This window comes from Streptomyces sp. NPDC052016, from assembly GCF_044548445.1.
Classification (GTDB): Bacteria; Actinomycetota; Actinomycetes; order Streptomycetales; family Streptomycetaceae; genus Streptomyces.
On the sequence record NZ_JBIUBX010000008.1, the window covers coordinates 53531 to 68773 of the forward strand.

The 15243-nt window shown below is 74.0% G+C and carries 16 protein-coding genes; 8 read left to right on the forward strand and 8 right to left on the reverse strand.

The annotated features are described in order from the left end of the window. Window positions 1-11 precede the first annotated feature (11 nt). Both ACIHAR_RS12205 and ACIHAR_RS12210 read right to left on the reverse strand, forming a co-directional pair. Complete coding sequence (locus tag ACIHAR_RS12205; protein WP_365468244.1) at window positions 12-1121, reverse strand: HAMP domain-containing sensor histidine kinase; 1110 nt, start codon at window positions 1119-1121, stop codon at window positions 12-14. Next, a complete protein-coding gene (locus tag ACIHAR_RS12210) occupies window positions 1103-1867 on the reverse strand; it encodes a response regulator transcription factor (protein WP_400018934.1) in 765 nt (254 codons plus the stop codon). The genes ACIHAR_RS12205 and ACIHAR_RS12210 overlap by 19 nt, the downstream gene beginning before the upstream one ends. 124 nt (window positions 1868-1991) lie before the next feature. On the opposite strand from ACIHAR_RS12210, the gene ACIHAR_RS12215 reads away from it, so the two are divergent. The 3 genes from ACIHAR_RS12215 to ACIHAR_RS12225 are packed head-to-tail and all read left to right on the forward strand — an operon-like array spanning window position 1992 to window position 4089. Beyond that, on the forward strand, window positions 1992-2696 hold the full coding sequence (locus ACIHAR_RS12215) for a glycosyltransferase family 2 protein (protein WP_400018936.1): 705 nt from the start codon (window positions 1992-1994) through the stop codon (window positions 2694-2696). After that, the gene (locus ACIHAR_RS12220) at window positions 2693-3334 is read left to right on the forward strand and encodes a DUF2064 domain-containing protein (RefSeq protein WP_365468253.1); all 642 of its coding nucleotides are present in this window, start codon (window positions 2693-2695) and stop codon (window positions 3332-3334) included. Before ACIHAR_RS12215 ends, ACIHAR_RS12220 begins: the two co-directional genes overlap by 4 nt. Beyond that, window positions 3331-4089 (forward strand): class I SAM-dependent methyltransferase, encoded by a 759-nt coding sequence (locus ACIHAR_RS12225; RefSeq protein WP_400018939.1) that lies wholly within the window; start codon window positions 3331-3333, stop codon window positions 4087-4089. The genes ACIHAR_RS12220 and ACIHAR_RS12225 overlap by 4 nt, the downstream gene beginning before the upstream one ends. A 349-nt stretch (window positions 4090-4438) precedes the next feature. Here ACIHAR_RS12225 and ACIHAR_RS12230 read toward each other — a convergent pair whose 3' ends face one another. Continuing rightward, on the reverse strand, window positions 4439-5719 hold the full coding sequence (locus ACIHAR_RS12230; RefSeq protein WP_400018941.1) for a molybdopterin-dependent oxidoreductase: 1281 nt from the start codon (window positions 5717-5719) through the stop codon (window positions 4439-4441). Window positions 5720-5832: 113 nt separating this feature from the next. Between ACIHAR_RS12230 and ACIHAR_RS12235 the strand changes: the two genes are divergently transcribed. Next, window positions 5833-7242: a hypothetical protein gene (locus tag ACIHAR_RS12235; protein WP_400018943.1), complete on the forward strand. Its 1410-nt coding sequence runs from the start codon at window positions 5833-5835 to the stop codon at window positions 7240-7242. Between the two features lie 59 nt (window positions 7243-7301). Continuing rightward, window positions 7302-7877, forward strand: coding sequence for a hypothetical protein (locus ACIHAR_RS12240; RefSeq protein ID WP_400018945.1), 576 nt, complete (start codon window positions 7302-7304; stop codon window positions 7875-7877). A 40-nt stretch (window positions 7878-7917) separates the two neighbouring features. On the opposite strand, the gene ACIHAR_RS12245 is transcribed toward ACIHAR_RS12240, so the two are convergent. Next, the gene (locus ACIHAR_RS12245) at window positions 7918-8574 is read right to left on the reverse strand and encodes a maleylpyruvate isomerase N-terminal domain-containing protein (RefSeq protein WP_400018947.1); all 657 of its coding nucleotides are present in this window, start codon (window positions 8572-8574) and stop codon (window positions 7918-7920) included. 247 nt (window positions 8575-8821) lie between these two features. On the opposite strand from ACIHAR_RS12245, the gene ACIHAR_RS12250 reads away from it, so the two are divergent. Continuing rightward, entirely contained in the window at window positions 8822-9394 is a 573-nt protein-coding gene (locus ACIHAR_RS12250) for a MarR family winged helix-turn-helix transcriptional regulator (RefSeq protein ID WP_384658909.1), read from the forward strand. Window positions 9395-9679: 285 nt separating this feature from the next. Continuing rightward, window positions 9680-11152, forward strand: coding sequence for an FAD-binding protein (locus tag ACIHAR_RS12255; RefSeq protein ID WP_400018950.1), 1473 nt, complete (start codon window positions 9680-9682; stop codon window positions 11150-11152). A gap of 94 nt (window positions 11153-11246) precedes the next feature. On the opposite strand, the gene ACIHAR_RS12260 is transcribed toward ACIHAR_RS12255, so the two are convergent. The 4 genes from ACIHAR_RS12260 to ACIHAR_RS12275 form a co-directional block, all read right to left on the reverse strand. Then, window positions 11247-11444, reverse strand: coding sequence for a hypothetical protein (locus ACIHAR_RS12260; RefSeq protein WP_365468275.1), 198 nt, complete (start codon window positions 11442-11444; stop codon window positions 11247-11249). Window positions 11445-11962: 518 nt separating this feature from the next. Further along, a complete protein-coding gene (locus tag ACIHAR_RS12265) occupies window positions 11963-12319 on the reverse strand; it encodes a hypothetical protein (protein ID WP_400018952.1) in 357 nt (118 codons plus the stop codon). A gap of 206 nt (window positions 12320-12525) precedes the next feature. Further along, window positions 12526-13578, reverse strand: coding sequence for a threonine aldolase family protein (locus ACIHAR_RS12270; RefSeq protein ID WP_400018954.1), 1053 nt, complete (start codon window positions 13576-13578; stop codon window positions 12526-12528). 75 nt (window positions 13579-13653) lie between these two features. After that, window positions 13654-14376 carry a TetR/AcrR family transcriptional regulator C-terminal domain-containing protein gene (locus ACIHAR_RS12275; protein ID WP_365468284.1) on the reverse strand — a complete coding sequence of 241 codons (723 nt, stop codon included), beginning with the start codon at window positions 14374-14376 and terminating at the stop codon, window positions 13654-13656. 161 nt (window positions 14377-14537) lie between these two features. On the opposite strand from ACIHAR_RS12275, the gene ACIHAR_RS12280 reads away from it, so the two are divergent. Further along, window positions 14538-15176, forward strand: coding sequence for a hypothetical protein (locus ACIHAR_RS12280; protein WP_400018956.1), 639 nt, complete (start codon window positions 14538-14540; stop codon window positions 15174-15176). Window positions 15177-15243: the final 67 nt, after the last annotated feature.

Here is a 15243-nt window from a genome sequence, read left to right on the forward strand (position 1 = left end):
GACGACAGGACCTAGGGCGCCGTCGGCAGCGTCACCTCGAAGCGGCAGCCGCCGGGGATGTTGCGTACGGTGGCCCGCCCCTGGTGCGCTTCCACGATCCCCCGGACGATGGCCAGGCCGAGGCCGGCGCCGGCCGGGGGCGTCCGGGCGTGCGTGCCCCGCCAGCCGGTGTCGAAGACGCGCGGCAGGTCCTCCTCGGGGATGCCGCCACAGCCGTCTGTGACCGACAGCACCACCGCGCCGTCGGCCGCGCGTCCGGCGGCGACCGCGACCGTGCCGTCGGCCGGGGTGCGGCGGATCGCGTTCACCAGCAGGTTGCCGAGCACCCGGCTCATCTCCCTGCCGTCCACCTCCACCGGCACGGGCTCGACGCGGTCGCCCACCAGCCGCACCCCGTGTTCCCGGGCGAGCGGATCGGCTCCCGCCAGGGCGTCGCCGACCAGGTCGTACAGGGAGATCCGGGTGGGAGTGAGGGGGAGTGTGCCGGCGTGGATGCGGGAGAGTTCGAAGAGGTCGCCGACCATGTCGTTGAGGCGTTCGACCTCGGTGCGGATCTGCTTGAGGTAGCGGTCGGGGTCGGCGGCGACACCGTCCTCCAGGGCCTCCGACATGGCGCGCAGGCCGGCCAGTGGGGTGCGCAGGTCGTGGGAGATCCAGGCGACGAGTTCGCGCCGCGAGGTCTCCAACGCCCGTTCCCGCTGCCGGGACGCGGCGAGCCTGGCGCTGGTGGCCGCCAGCTCGCGGCCGAGCGCGTCCAGTTCCGCGGTGGCCGGGCGGTCGGGGGCCGCGAACTCGCCGTCGCCGAAGGAGCGTGCGGCGACGGCGAGTTCGCGGCTGCGCGCGACGACCCAGCGGCCCAGCAGCAGCGCGGTGGCCAGGGAGACGACGGCCGCCATGGCGACGACGGTGGTGACGACGGTCAGGTCGTGCGGGGAGAGGAACATCGCCCAGGCGACGGCGAGGGTGCCCGCGAGCATCGCGACCACGCCGACCGCCGCGACGACGGCGAGCGAGGCGGTGAGCGACCGCCGCCGGATCAGGCGCAGCACTCCGGCGCCGGCCAGTCCGGTGAGTGCCGCACCCGCGAAGGCGTACAGGGCGATCAGGAGGGTGTCGCGCACGGCCGGTTCCCCTCCCCGCCGTCGTGTCCGGTGGGGTCGAAGCGGTAGCCCACCCCCCACACGGTCTGGATCAGACGGGGCCTGGCCGGGTCGTCCTCGACCTTGCCGCGCAGGCGGCGCACGTGGACGGTGACGGTCGACAGGTCGCCGAAGTCCCAGCCCCACACCTCGCGCATCAGGTCCTCGCGGCAGAGGGCCCGGCCCGGGTGGCGCAGGAAGTAGGAGAGCAGGTCGAACTCCCGCAGCGTCAGGGCGAGTTCCGTGCCGTTCTTGGTGGCCCTGCGGGCGGCGGGGTCGACGCTCAGGCCGGCCGCCGCCGACCGGTGCGCCGTCGCGGCGGGCCGGCTGCGGCGCAGCACCGACTCCACGCGCAGCACGAGTTCGCGGGGGCTGAAGGGCTTGGTGACGTAGTCGTCCGCGCCGATCTCCAGGCCCAGGATGCGGTCGTCCTCGTCACCGCGGGCGGTGAGCATGATGACCGGCACGGGGCCGTCGTCGCGGATCCGCCGGCACACCTCCAGGCCGTCCATGCCGGGCAGCATCAGGTCGAGCACCACGAGATCCGGCCGGTGGGCGGAGGCGCGGGCGAGGGCCGTCGGCCCGTCGTCGGCGCGGTCGACCACGTAACCGGCGCGGTCCAGATACCCGGCGACGATCTCGGCGACGGTCGGATCGTCGTCGACGACCAGGACCCGGGCGGACCGGCCGACGGTGTGCACCCCCACGGGCGGCTGCGGCTGCTGCATGCTTCCAGCCTGGCACCGCGGCCCGGCCGGCGCCGCCGCCGGGCACGGTCCGGGCCGTCGATGTCCGCGTTTCGTAAGGAGCGGGAGTCCGGTATGAACCGATTCGTCTTCGTAGGGTGAGACCGTGACGACGACACCTGCAGACGTCGACGTGGTGCTGCCCTGCCTCAACGAGACCGAGGCCCTCCCCTGGGTGCTCGAACGGATCCCGCCGGGCTGGCGCGCCCTCGTCGTCGACAACGGTTCCACCGACGACTCGGCGGAGGTGGCCCGCGCGCTCGGCGCGACGGTCGTCCACGAGCCGCGCCGGGGCTTCGGCGCCGCCTGCCACGCCGGGCTGACCGCCGCCACGGCCGACGTCGTGGGCTTCTGCGACTGCGACGCCTCCCTCGACCCGTCGCTCCTCGTGCCCTTCGTGCGCGAGGTGACGGCCGGGGAGGCCGACCTGGTGCTCGGCCGACGCCGGCCACAGGGCCGGGGCGCCTGGCCGGCACACGCCCGGGCCGGCAACCTCGCGCTCACCAGGATGCTGCGTCGCCGCACCGGGCTGCGCCTCCACGACCTCGGCCCCCTGCGCGCCGCCCGACGCGAACCGCTGCTCGCCCTCGGCCTCACCGACCGGCGCAGTGGCTATCCGCTGCAGATGGTCGTCCGCGCGGCCGACGCCGGCTGGCGCGTCACCGAGCACGACGTTCCGTACCTGCCGCGCGCCGGCGCCTCGAAGGTGACGGGTACCTGGCGTGGCACCTGGCAGGCCGTGCGGGACATGAGCCGTGTGCTGGCCGAGCCCCCGGCCGCCGCCCCGGCCGGCGGGAGGGCCGTACGGTGACCACCCTCCTCGTCATCGCCAAGGAACCGCGGCCGGGCCGGGTCAAGACCCGGCTCACCCCGCCGTTCACGCCGAAGGAGGCCGCGGAGCTCGCGGAGGCGGCCCTCGAGGACACCCTGCGCGCCGTTGCGGCCGCCCCCGCCGCACGGCGCGTCCTCGTCCTCGACGGCGCCCCCGGCCCCTGGTTGCCTGCGGGCTTCGACGTCGTACCGCAGTGCCCGGGCAGGCTGGACGCGCGGCTGGCGGACGCCTTCGCGCACTGCGACGGCCCGGCCCTGCTCATCGGCATGGACACTCCGCAGGTGACGCCGGAACTGCTCACCGTGGACTTCACCGGCTGCGACGCATGGTTCGGCCCGGCGGAGGACGGCGGGTTCTGGGCCCTGGGGCTGGCGCAGCCCCGTCCCGCTCTGCTGCTGGGCGTGCCCATGTCGACGCCGGTGACCGGGGCCGTGCAACGGGGGCGGCTCGTCACCGCCGGGCTGCGGGTGCGCGACCTGCCGCGCCTGCGCGACGTCGACACCGCCGCCGACGCCCGTGCCGTCGCCGCGCTGGCCCCGCACACCGGGTTCGCCGCACGGCTGGCCCGGTGCACGGCGAGGACCGGGCCGGGCACACGACCGGTCACGCCACGATGAGCAGCCGGCCCCCGGGCCTCGCGTGGGCGGCCGCCGACCCCTACGCCGCCGCCCTGCGCGCCGGCCGAGGCCCGCTGTTCCTGCGGCGGGACGACGGCTGGCTGCTTCCGCTGGAGGTGGAACGCTGGTGCGCCCGGGCCGACGCGGTCGACCTGGACGTGCTGGACCGGTGCGAGGGCACCGTCCTGGACGTGGGGTGCGGGCCCGGGCGGCTGGTGGCGGAACTCGCCGCGCGCGGCCGGTCCGTCCTCGGCATCGACGTCAGCGAGGCGGCCGTCGACCACACCGTACGGCTCGGGGGGCGTGCGCTGCGCCGCTCGGTGTTCGATCCGCTGCCCCGCGAGGGCCGCTGGGGCACCGTCCTGCTGATGGACGGCAACGTCGGTATCGGCGGCGACCCGCGCGCGCTGCTGCGTCGAGTGGCCGGGATCCTCCGCCCCGGGGGCCTGCTGATCGCCGAGACCGTCTCGCTGGACGTCGACGAACGGGCCCGGGTGCAGGTCGTCGGCGTCACCGACGCTCGCGTCACCGGCGCCCCGTTCCCCTGGGCGCGGCTGGGCACGCCGGCCCTGCTCCGGTACGCGCGACGGGCCGGCTGGCGTGCCGCCGCTCAGTGGACGGCCGGTGGCCGGCGCTTCGCCGCCCTGCGGACCCGCAGCGCCAGCAGCAGCGCCGAGCCGCCGAAGAGGACGGCGGTGATCAGCAGCCAGCGGCCGAGGAAGACGTCCGCCGACAGCCCGGTGGCCGACCGGTAGCGCCGGTCCACCCTGCCGGCGATCAACGGGAACCACACGAGGAGAAGCAGCCCGGACAGAGCCGCCGGTACGCGCACGTACGCCGTCCACTCCCGGTGTCCGGCCGCACCGAGCCCTCGTGCGACCGCCCGGTCCGCGACCGCGTAGAGGGGCAGCAGCACCAGGTCGTGCAGCAGCGCCGCCCCCACGAACCACAGCGCCACGCCGAACCAGTCGCCTGCGAGGAGACGCACGCCCGCGTAGCCGGCCAGCGCGAACGAGCAGAGCGCCAGCAGCAGTTGCAGAGGACTGCCGACGGGAACGCGCGGCACCCGTCGCCCGCGCGGCCTGCGTACCGTACGCGGCGGCATCACAGGTCTCCGAACGTCATCCGCGCCACCCACTTGGTGTCGAGCACCCCGGGCGCGGCGGGCACGATCACGCGCGCCGGGTATCCGTGGTCGGGGGACAGCTCCTCACCGTTGACGAACAGGGCGAGCAGGGAGCGCCGGTCCGCCACCTGGTTGGCGCGCAGGGCCGCGTGCCGGAAGGCACCGCGACGCTGGAGGGACTCGACGAACACGTCCGGCGGATCGTCCTCGTACCCGACGAGCGCCGCGAGGTCGCGCAGGCGCACCCCGCGCCACCACTGGTCGGACGTGGACCATCCCTCCACGCAGGCGATCGGCAGTGCCGCGCTGTGCAGCGGGAGGCGCAGCAGCTCGTCACGGCGCAGGCGCACGGTGCCCGTGCGTCCGGTGACGACGAGCCGCCACGCGTCGTCGTCCGTCTCCGCCGTGTCGATCCCGGCGTACGCGGCCGTCTTGTTGATCTGGAAGCCGTTCGGTCCGGTGCCGGGGTCACCGCCGCCGTGCGGAGCGAGAAGAGCCGTGCGGCGCAGAACACCGTCGAAGTTCTGCCCCACCGTCGTGACGAACAGCAGCAGCGAACCGCCTCCGACGAACCACAGGGCGCCGCGCCGGGAGACGGTCGGCTCGGCGGGGCGCGGGGAGACCAGGTCGTTCCGCTCCTGCCGCGGACGCCGCAGGCTGCGCAGCGCCAGGGGCGTCTTCAGCAGCGCGTGAGCGACGAAAGCGGCGAAGAAGACCCAGGCGCCGTAGAAGTGCAGCGGGTAGAACGAGCCGGGGAAGACGTAGTCGAGCTGGACGTTGAGCACGCCGGTCACGAACTCGAAAAGCGCGCCGCCGACCAGCAGCAGGAGCGAGATCCGCTCCAGGGCGTGCGCGAGCGAGCGGGCCGGCGGCAGCGCGAAGAGTCTCGGCACCACCGACCACAGCTTGGCGAGCAGAACGGGGATGAGGGTGATGCCGAGGGTGACGTGGACGCCCTGGTTGAGCCGGTACAGCCAGTGCGGGTTCGTCGGCCAGGCGAAGAGGTAGAAGCCGAGGATCCCCTTGTCCGGGGTCTTGTCGTTCACCGGGGACAGGCCGGGGTTGTAGGCGGCGTACGAGACCAGCCCCGTCACGAAGAGCACGGTGATGCCGACGAGCAGGACGAGGCCCAGTACGGCGGTGAACGAGGGGCCCCGCAGGGGGCTGCGCCAGAAGCCCGGCGAGGAGGGGAGCCGGGTGGCGGGCGGGGAAGGAGGCCGGGGATCGGGCGGCGAGGGAAGCCGGTGGTCGTCTCGCATGTTTCGACCGTAGGCCGGGACCACCCCGGGACGGGGTGCGCGACCCATGACGAAACGCTGACGTCCGGCCCCGGCAGCGATCGGCGACCGGCCGCGCGGCCTAACGTTCCGGTGTGATCCGCACCGTGCGTTCCCCCAGGACCCGCGCCCCGCGCTCCGGAGGTCCCCGCGCCCTCCGCCGTGACCTGTACGCCATCGGGGCCGCGGCCCTGCTCGTGACAGCGGCCGTGCTGGTCGGCCGGCACATCCAGGACACCCGGCGGACGCTGTTCGTCGGGTGGCCTCCGCTGGTCGGCGACTGGTCGCCGCACACGGGCCCGGGCACCCCGGCGGCCGTGGCGGTGGCCGTGGCCGCCGTGGCGTACGGCCCGGCTCTCGCGACCCGGCTGCCCTGGCGGGCCGTGCTCCCGCTGGCCTGGGCCACCGCGACGGCGTGGACCTTCTCCCTGGCCCTGATCGACGGCTGGGAGCGGGGCATCGCGGTCCGGCTGACCACCCGCCACGAGTACCTCCAGGTCATCGACCGCTTCCACGACATCCCGGGAGCCCTGCGGGACTTCACCCACCACATCCTTCTGCACTCCCCCGACAACTGGCCCGCCCATGTCGCCGGCCATCCCCCGGCCGCCCCGCTCACCTTCGTCCTGCTCGATCGGGTCGGACTGCGGGGAGGCGGCTGGGCCGGGGTGTGGTGCATCACCGTCGGGGCGACGGCCTGCGTGGCCGTGCTGGTGGCGATCCGCGTCCTGGCCGGCGAGACCCTCGCACGGCGGGCGGCCCCCTTCCTGGTACTGGCTCCGGCCGCGGTGTGGATGGGCACCTCGGCCGACGCGTACTTCGCGGCGGTGGCGGCATGGGCGGTGGCGCTGCTGGCGGTCGCGGTCACCGGAGGCTCCCTGCGGGCGGCCGGGGCGTCCGGACTGCTGTTCGGCCTGACCTGCTACCTGTCGTACGGGCTCACGCTGATGGCGGTGGTCGCGGCGGCGGTCCTGGTGCTCGGCCGGCACGGGATCCGTGCGCGTCCTGTCCTGCTGGTGCCGCTGGTGGCCGGACTGGCCGTGGTCCCGGCGGCGTTCACGCTCGCCGGGTTCGACTGGTGGGAGGCGTACCACCTGCTGGTCACCCGCTACCACCAAGGCGCGGGCGGCGTCCGTCCCTACGGCTACTGGGTGTGGGCCAACCTCGCCTGCACGGTCCTCATCGCGGGCCTGGCCACGGTGGCGGGCCTGCGTCGCACGGGATCCGTGCTCGTACGGCACCGCGCGGACGCTCTCACCCGCCCGGACGACTTCCGCGGCCGGGCCGCCGAGGCCCGCCTCGCGCTCGTCGTGTCCGCCGCCCTGCTGGCCCTCGTGGTCGCCGACCTGTCCGGCATGAGCAAGGCGGAGACGGAACGCATCTGGCTGCCTTTCGCGGTATGGCTGCTGCCGGCGTGCGCGTTCCTTCCCCGCCCCCGCGCCTGGCTCACCGCCCAGGCACTGCTCGCGCTGCTCCTCAACCACCTGCTGCACACCGGGTGGTGACCTGGACACCGTCCCCCGACTGCACCATGATCAGATCATGACGACCCCACGAAGGGCTCATGCCGCGTAGACGGCCGGGCGCGCTGCGCGCGCAGCGCTACACGCCTCCTCGGTTGTTCGCGCCGACCCCGATCCAACAGTGGTGGGGCGACGGCGTCCCGGTCCAGCCGCTGCTCTGGCCGACCCGTATCGACCGCCTCGCCCCGCGGACCGTCTCCGCCGTGCACCGGGCGGAGTGCCTGCACGCGGAGCGCCTGGGACCGCCCGACGGCGTCACGCACGCGGACAGGCGCCCGTTCATCGAGCGGCTGGTGTCTCCGGGCACCACCCGGGCCGCTCTCGAAACCCTGCGACGGTTTCTGTCCTCCCCCGACCGGTATGTGTACGTGCGCCATGGCTACTGCCCCTGCGACGGCTGCGAGGCCACCACGAACGCCGCCGTCGCACGGGAGGTCCTGGACCTGATGCTCCCCGTGCTGCCCCACTACGCCCGGCGCGACCTGGAGTCCCTGCCGGCGGAACTGGACGGGGAACTGCGGCGCCGGACCCTGCCCGACCCGTTCGCGCACCGGCGTTCGGGGCGCCGAGGCGCGTGGTGGCTCGCGCGGCTGTACCACGAGAGCGCGCATCGGTGATCCGGGCACGGACGGGGCCCGGCCGGTCCGTGCCGGGCGGTCACCCGAGGACGAGCGGGAGTTTCGTGGCCAGCTCGCCCAGTCCGGTCTTCTCCTCGTCGGTCGGGACGCGCCGTCCGGTGCCCACCAGGAGCGCGTCCTCGTCGGAGAACGACGCGGGGAACGCGGCTCCGGCGATCTTCTCCAGCATCTCGCGGGACCGGGCGAGCGCCTCCGTGCCGGGTCCCGCCACGTCCGGGAGGTGCGCGACCAGGTCGAGGTGGTGCAGCGTCCACTCCAGGACGTACGCGGAGAGGTAGTCGCCCGCGGTGAGGACCTCGTCGCGGGTGCTGACCCGCAGGGCCGGGTCGGCGAGTTCGGCTGCGCGACCGGCGGCGGAACCGACGTCGTCGAGGTGGAACCTGAGCAGCCACGGCTCCTCGTACGCGGCGGCCAGGCGGACGATCAGCGCGTCGAGCGGGTCGTCACCGCTCGGCGGCGTCCCGGCGACGTTCCAGTAGGTCACGGCGTCGCGGGTCGGTTCCGTCTCGGCGGGGGTCACGAGGGTGATCAGGACGTCCTGGGCGTCGATGATCAGGTGGCACACCAGATCCCGTACGAGCCAGCCGGCACAGCCGGACGGCCGCGCGAAATCCTCGTCCCGGAGTGCGGCGACCGTCGTGCGCAGCGCTGTCCACGAGCGTGAGAAGAGATCCACGTCGGCACGGTAGGGCCGTGCCGACGGGCGGACAAGCGCATAAAGGAGGGGTCGGCCTCCCGGGACTCGTGGACGATGCGTCCGTCGAAGACGGTGAGGCCGAGGTCGACGGTGCGGACCTGATTCAGCGCGCGGTCCGGGGCGGAGTGAAGGCCCTGGGCAGGATTCTTCTCTTCGTACAATTTGAGGCCGAACGACCGGGCGGGGATCCTCCCGGTCCGGTGAGCCGACGACGAAGGAGCCACCCGTGCCGGGTCAGCGATCCATCACCGAAGCCGAGAAGCTCGCGACGGCGAAGCTCGGCGGCTCCCCGATACGCCGGGACCAGATGGCGGCCGTGGCGAACATCTACCGGGCCGCCTCCGCCGTCCGGCAGCACCTGGAGAACTCGGTGCTGCGCGGCTCGGACCTGACCTGGACGGCCTTCGTCGTGCTCTGGGTGGTGTGGGTGTGGGGCGAGTCGGAGACCCGGCACGTGGCGGAGGAGGCCGGCATCTCCAAGGGAACGCTCACCGGTGTGGCCCGCACGCTGGAGTCACGCGGGCTGCTGAAGCGGGCGGGACACCCGACCGACGGGCGGCTGGTGCTGCTCAGCCTCACCGACGAGGGCGAGGAGTTCATGCAGCGGGTGTTCCCGGCGTTCAACGAGGAGGAGGCCTTCGTGACCGCGCGGTTGAGCGACGCGGAGTGCCGCGGCCTCGCCGAGGCGCTGCGCGCGGTCGTGCTCCAGGTCGAGGAGCGGGGCGAGGAGCGCCGCGAGTCCCTCCTGCGGGGCACGGAGCCCGCGCCCCGGCGCAGCGGCCGGCGTCCCCGGGGCTGACCGCGCCGTCGGCGACGCTCCCGGGCCGCGTGCACCAGTGCGTCGAACAGGGCCTGCCGGGAAGGGGTTCTCGAGCACGGAGTCCTCGGGATGCATGCCACTGGACAGCCGTGAACCAGCCCCGCGAGCCCCCTCCACCGGCCCGGTGCGAACGGCTGCGGGCCTGCCTCGGGGTTGCCTCGGGCCTGCCTCTCGGCCGGGGCGAAATCGGCACGCCACGGAGTGAACTCACCTACGCTTGCGTGGATTTGGCCCTTTCCGCACTCTCGAGAGGTGGTAGTGCGCATGTCCCGCACACCGTCAAGACGTGGCCTTCTGCGCGGACTCACGGTCACCGGGGCGGCCGTGATCGGCTTCGATCCCGCCGCCCGGAGCTGGGCCGTGACCGCGTCGGGGTCCGCCACGGAGCTGGCCGGACTTCCCCGGCTGGACGGCACGCTCCACGCGGACCACGCGTCGCTCACCGCCGCGGCCGACGACTACGGGCACATCGTGCACCACCGTCCCGTCGCCGTCCTGCGCCCGGGATCGGTCCGTGACGTCGTCTCCATGGTCCGGTTCTGCAACGAGCAGCGTCTGCCGGTCGCGCCGCGCGGTCAGGGACACGCGCCGTTCGGCCAGGCGCAGGTGGAGGGCGGCCTCGTCATCGAGACCGCTCCCCTCGCGGACATCGGCCCCGTCGGGAAGGGCAGCACCACCGTCACCGTCGGCGCCGGCGCCCGCTGGAGCGCCGTGGCCAAGGCGACGCTGGCCCACGGCCTCACCCCGCCCGTGTTCACCGACTACCTCGAGCTGTCCGTCGGCGGCACCCTGTCCGTGGGCGGCCTGGGCGGCCAGGTCCACCGGCACGGCGCCCAGGTCGACAACGTCACCGCCCTCCGGGTCGTCACGGGAGCGGGCGAGCTGGTCCGCTGCTCCCCGTCCCGGCGCTCCGACCTCTTCCACGCGGTCCTGGCCGGCCTCGGCCAGTGCGGCATCATCGTGGAGGCCACCCTGCGCCTGGTGCGCGCCCCCGAGACCGTACGCCACTACCGGCTGTCCTACGACGACCTGGAGACCTTCCTCGACGACCAGCGCGTCCTCGTCCGGGAGGGCCGTTTCGACTACGTCGAGGGCCAGGTCTCCGCGGACGCCGGCGGAGCCTTCCGCGTCCACACCCTGGAGGCGGTCGCCTACGGCCCGCCGACCGGTCCCGCACCGGACGACGCCGCGCTCCTGCGTGGCCTGCGTCACGATCCCTCCACCGTGCACAGCGGGGACCTGCCCTACTACGACTTCCTCGACCGGCTGGCCCCCCTCGTCGCGGCCGACAAGGAGGCCGGTGTCTGGACGTACGCCCACCCCTGGCTCAACCTCATGCTCCCCGGCAGCTCCGCGGCCACCGTCAGCGCGCGGATCCTGAACGCCCTCACCCCGGCAGACCTGGGTCCCGGCGTCGTCCTCTTCTACCCGCTGCTGCGCGACCGTCTCACCACCCCGCTGCTGCGCACCTCCGACGAGGAGGTGTCGTATCTGTTCGACGTCCTGAGCGCCGTCCCGCCGGACGACACCGCCACCGTCGACCGCCTCCTGACGGCCAACCGCTCCGCCTACGAGGCCGCCGCCGCGGTCGGCGGCACCCAGTACCCCGTCGGCAGCATCCCCTTCACCCGCGCGGACTGGCGCACCCACTTCGGTGCGGCCTGGCCCCGGCTGAAGTCGGCGAAGCGCACGTACGACCCGCGGGGAATCCTGGTCCCGGGCCAGGGCATCTTCTGAGCCCGCCCGCGTCCCCGGCCGAGGCGCACTTGGCCGCTGCCGCCCTCGGGTCCCGGATCAGGTGATCCGGGACCCGAGGGCGCTCATGCCGTCGTCACAGAGCGGTCGTGCGGGCGCTCGCGCCCATCCCCAGCCCCTCGACGGAGGCGACGGCGAGGACGTCGGCGCAGACCTCCGCGATCGGGGTCTCCAGGAAGAGACCGCCGGAGCCACCGGCCGCGAGACCGCCGGAGACGGCGTCCAGGTCGGCGTCGGAGATCTCGTCTGTCGCAACCTGAGGGGCAAGGTTCATCACGGTGGTTCCCTTCGCATAGCCATTTCCGAACGGCAGAGTTCGCCGCATTCCCGCAGACCCGGGAATCGTCCTCGGCGCCTCGCCACCCGCAGGATCAAAGCACCTCGGCACAGGCACGGCCAGCCGCCCGAGGATCCGTCGGACCGCGCGGCGAATGCCCGCTTCACCGTTGTGACCACGCGGTGACCGCAGACGCCGACTCCTTCACGAGGCCTGCCACCGCTCCGCATGGACAGCCGTCGCCACGGTGATCGATTTCGGGACACTCCAGGCGCCTGTCGTCCGGTCCGGGTGAAGCGCTGACGGTTGTTCAGGTTCCGTACGGCGTCGCGGTGAACGGTGTGCAGATCCACCGGATGTTTCGGCAACCGCCCGAACCGCCCGTCAGGCGCGATCCGCCGTGCCCGGAGAGCGGCCGCGGCCCGAGCCAGGGCAGCCGGGGTCCACCGAGAAGGTGGAAGGCAGCGCGTTCTCCGGCCGCCCCGCCGTGACCGGCGACGTCCCCGCCCCGTCGGTCAGCGGCTGCGGCGCCTCTCGAAACGGAGGACCGCGTAGGGCTCGCCGGGGGCCGGTGGCCTGCTCCACGACCGGGTGGTGAAGGCGTGCAGCCCGCCTCGGGTGAGGGCGTGCCGCGGCAGCCGGACGCCGAACCCGGAGGCCAGGGCCTCCAGCGTGCGGCGCTCGCCCAGCCGGTCCGCGAGCGGTTCGCCCTGCGGGAAGAGGCGGTCCGGGTCGAACGCGTCGGGTAGGTCCCCTCGCTTGGTGATCGTGGTCTTCCGCACGGTGAACGCGTACCGCTCCTCGCCGTTCTCCGCGACCGACAGGTGGAAGACGCCCGGGTGGTGCGGCTCGGCGGGACCGCTCCAGACCACCAGCGCGCGGGTACCGGGCGAAGCGGCGACGGCCGGGGAGACGAACCGCCGCTCGTCGAAGCCCCGGCCCTGCGCGGGCTCGAAGGCGAAGCTCCAGTCGGGCCCTGCCCGGCCGACGGAGACCAGTGCCCTGTCGGATCCTGACAGCCCCCACTGACAACGCCCGCGCCGCCTGGCGCCCTTGCCCGCCCATTGCCGGCGGTCGGTCAGGCGGCGTGTCGGCCGACGGCCCGGACGAGGTCGTCGACGTCCTGCGGCGTGGTGGCGAAGGAGGTGACGAAGCGGACGACTCCCGGTGCCCAGCGGTCGTGGTAGAAGACGTAGCCGTCCGCCAGGAGTCCCTCGATGACCTGCTGGGGCAGGTGGCAGAAGAGGATGTTGGCGTCGGCGGCGCCGAGCGGAACCACCCCGGGTATCGCCTTCAGGCCCTCCAGGAGGCGGGCGGCCATGGCGTTGGCGTGGGCCGCGTTGCGCAGCCACAGGTCGCCGCTGAGGTAGGCGTCCAGCTGGGCGGCCTGGAAGCGCATCTTGGAGGTGAGCTGACCGGCGCGCTTGGCGCGGAAGGCGAGTTCGGCGGTGCGGGTGCGGTCGAAGACCACGATCGCGTCGGCGGTCATCGTGCCGTTCTTGGTGGCCCCGAAGGACAGCAGGTCGACGCCGGCCCGCCAGGTCAGCTCGGCGGGGGTGCGACCGAGGGAGGCGACGGCTCCGGCGAAGCGGGCGCCGTCCATGTGCAGGCGCAGACCCGCCTCCTCGGAGATCGAGCCGAGGGTGCGGAGTTCGTCGAGGGTGTAGACCGCTCCGGTCTCGGTGGCCTGGGTGACGCTCACCACGGAGGGTTCCACGCTGTGGACGTCCCCGGCCTTGTGCCGTGCCGCGGCCCTCAGCTCCGCCGGGTCGATCTTGGCGTCGTCGCCACCGAGGGGGACCAGCTTCGCGCCCGCCGTGTAGAACTCGGGCGCCCCGCACTCGTCGTTGTTGATGTGGCTGTCGCGGTGGCACAGCACGCTGCCCCAGGGCGGGGTCAGCGCGGCCAGGCTCAGGGCGTTCGCGGCGGACCCGGTGGAGACCAGCAGGACGTCGACGTCACGCTCGAAGATCTCGCTCATCCGGCGCCTGACCGCGGCCGTGCCGTCGTCCGCGCCGTAGGGCAGGGCCTGGCCGGATGCCGCGCGGGTCACCGCCTCGACGATCTCCGGGGAGGCGCCGGCGGTGTTGTCGCTGCTGAAGGTGCGTGCCGTGGGGGTGGTGGTGCTCATGCTCGGGGGGTCCTCGCTGTTCTCGACGACGGAAGGAACCAGGGGCCGGGAGCCCGCCGGTCCGGCGCGGGGAGGTCAGGCTTCGCGGTGGCGATCCGGCGCCTCGGAGCCCTGGGGTGCGGCGGGCGCCGGTGCCGGGAAGCCTGGGGCCGCGGCGGGCGGTGCCGGGGTCGCCGCCTGGATGAGCTGGCGGAGCGCGCCGTAGTAGACCTCGTGGTCGGTCACGGCGGGCACGATCGCGGCCAGGTGGCCGGTCAGCGCCGGGAACTCCTCCGGGTCGAGTGCGGCGAGGGCGGTGCGGGTGGCCGCCCGGGCGGTCTCGGGGGCGCGGTGGTCGACGAATCCGGCGCTGCCGAGGGTGAGCAGGTACATCCGCCGGTACGCGGTGATCGCCTGCTCGGGGGTCATTCCGGCGGCGAGGCTGTCGGCGAGCTGCGGCTCGACCAGGCGGGCCAGCAGGTTGGGGCCGAGCCAGGGCCGCGTTCCGCGCAGGGCGAGGAGCCCCGGGTGAGCCGCCAGCAGCCGGTACAGCCCGGTGAACCGGGCCTCGGAGGCGGTGGCCCAGTCGGTGCCCGGCTCGATCTCCGGCAGCCGGGCGGCCACCTGGTCGATGCAGAGGTCCAGCAGTCCTGCCAGGTCGGTGCAGCGCCGTTGGAGCGAGGCGAGGGAGATGTCCAGCCGTGCGGCCAGCGCGCGGAAGGTCAGAGCCTCGGGACCGCCCTGGTCGACCAGGAGGAGGGCTGTCTCGGCGATGCGGTCCGGGGTCGCGCGGTCCAGCGAAGGCGAGTGTCGCGGCATACGGGTCAGTGTACGGTACGTCGTATCGCCACTGGCGCCCCGCTGCGCTGCGGCCCCTCCGGTCCGCCCGTGGCGCGGACGTCCTCCGGGTCGCCCGGTGGCGCGAAGTCCCGGGCTGATGCTGTCTGTACGAAGGCGGTGCGGACAGAGAGCGAGGGAGCATGGAGCACCAGCGCGAGCGTCTCGGGACACCCCGGGCCACCGGTATCGCCGGGGTCGTCTTCGCGATCCTGATGGCCACGGCGATCGTCCTGATGCGCCTCGCCCTGCCCGGCGGGGCCGACGCGGCCGGCATCTCCGTCGACGCCGGGCAGCGCAGCGCCGTGCGGACGGCGCTGGCACTGCTCCCGTTCGCCGGGATCGCCTTCCTGTGGTTCATGGGAGCCCTGCGCGAGCAGGCCGGTGAGGGTGAGGACCGGTTCGTGTCCACCGTGTTCCTGGGCAGCGGGCTGGTCTTCGTCGCCGCCCTGTTCGGCAGTGCCGCGGCGGCGGGGACCGTGCTCGCCGAGGGTGGGCGGCCCTCCTCGTTCGGCCGACACTTCGCCTACACCCTCCTGACCACGTACGGGATGCGCATGGCGGCGGTGTTCGTCTTCACGACCTCCACCATCGGACGGCGCCTCGGCGTCTTCCCGCGCCCGCTCGTCGTCCTCGGCCACCTCGTGGGTCTGACGCTGCTCGTGGTGGGAGCGGACGTGCCCTGGTCCGAACTGGTCTTCCCGGTCTGGGCGCTGATCGTCGGCCTGCACATCCTGCGGGGCCGGCATCCCGCCGGTTCCCGGCCGGCCGCCCCGGCCTGAGCCGCGACCACCCTCACCCGAACGGGCCTCTCCTCGTCGCCGCCTCCGCACCGGACGCGGAGGATGG

Bases quoted from the DNA above. Each gene is read 5' to 3' on its own strand.
- ACIHAR_RS12210 (WP_400018934.1), bottom strand. From the start codon at position 1,867: ATGCAGCAGCCGCAGCCGCCCGTGGGGGTGCACACCGTCGGCCGGTCC.
- ACIHAR_RS12225 (WP_400018939.1), top strand. From the start codon at position 3,331: ATGAGCAGCCGGCCCCCGGGCCTCGCGTGGGCGGCCGCCGACCCCTAC.
- ACIHAR_RS12230 (WP_400018941.1), bottom strand. From the start codon at position 5,719: ATGCGAGACGACCACCGGCTTCCCTCGCCGCCCGATCCCCGGCCTCCT.
- ACIHAR_RS12240 (WP_400018945.1), top strand. From the start codon at position 7,302: ATGCCGCGTAGACGGCCGGGCGCGCTGCGCGCGCAGCGCTACACGCCT.
- ACIHAR_RS12255 (WP_400018950.1), top strand. From the start codon at position 9,680: ATGTCCCGCACACCGTCAAGACGTGGCCTTCTGCGCGGACTCACGGTC.
- ACIHAR_RS12260 (WP_365468275.1), bottom strand. From the start codon at position 11,444: ATGAACCTTGCCCCTCAGGTTGCGACAGACGAGATCTCCGACGCCGAC.
- ACIHAR_RS12270 (WP_400018954.1), bottom strand. From the start codon at position 13,578: ATGAGCACCACCACCCCCACGGCACGCACCTTCAGCAGCGACAACACC.
- ACIHAR_RS12275 (WP_365468284.1), bottom strand. From the start codon at position 14,376: ATGCCGCGACACTCGCCTTCGCTGGACCGCGCGACCCCGGACCGCATC.
- ACIHAR_RS12280 (WP_400018956.1), top strand. From the start codon at position 14,538: ATGGAGCACCAGCGCGAGCGTCTCGGGACACCCCGGGCCACCGGTATC.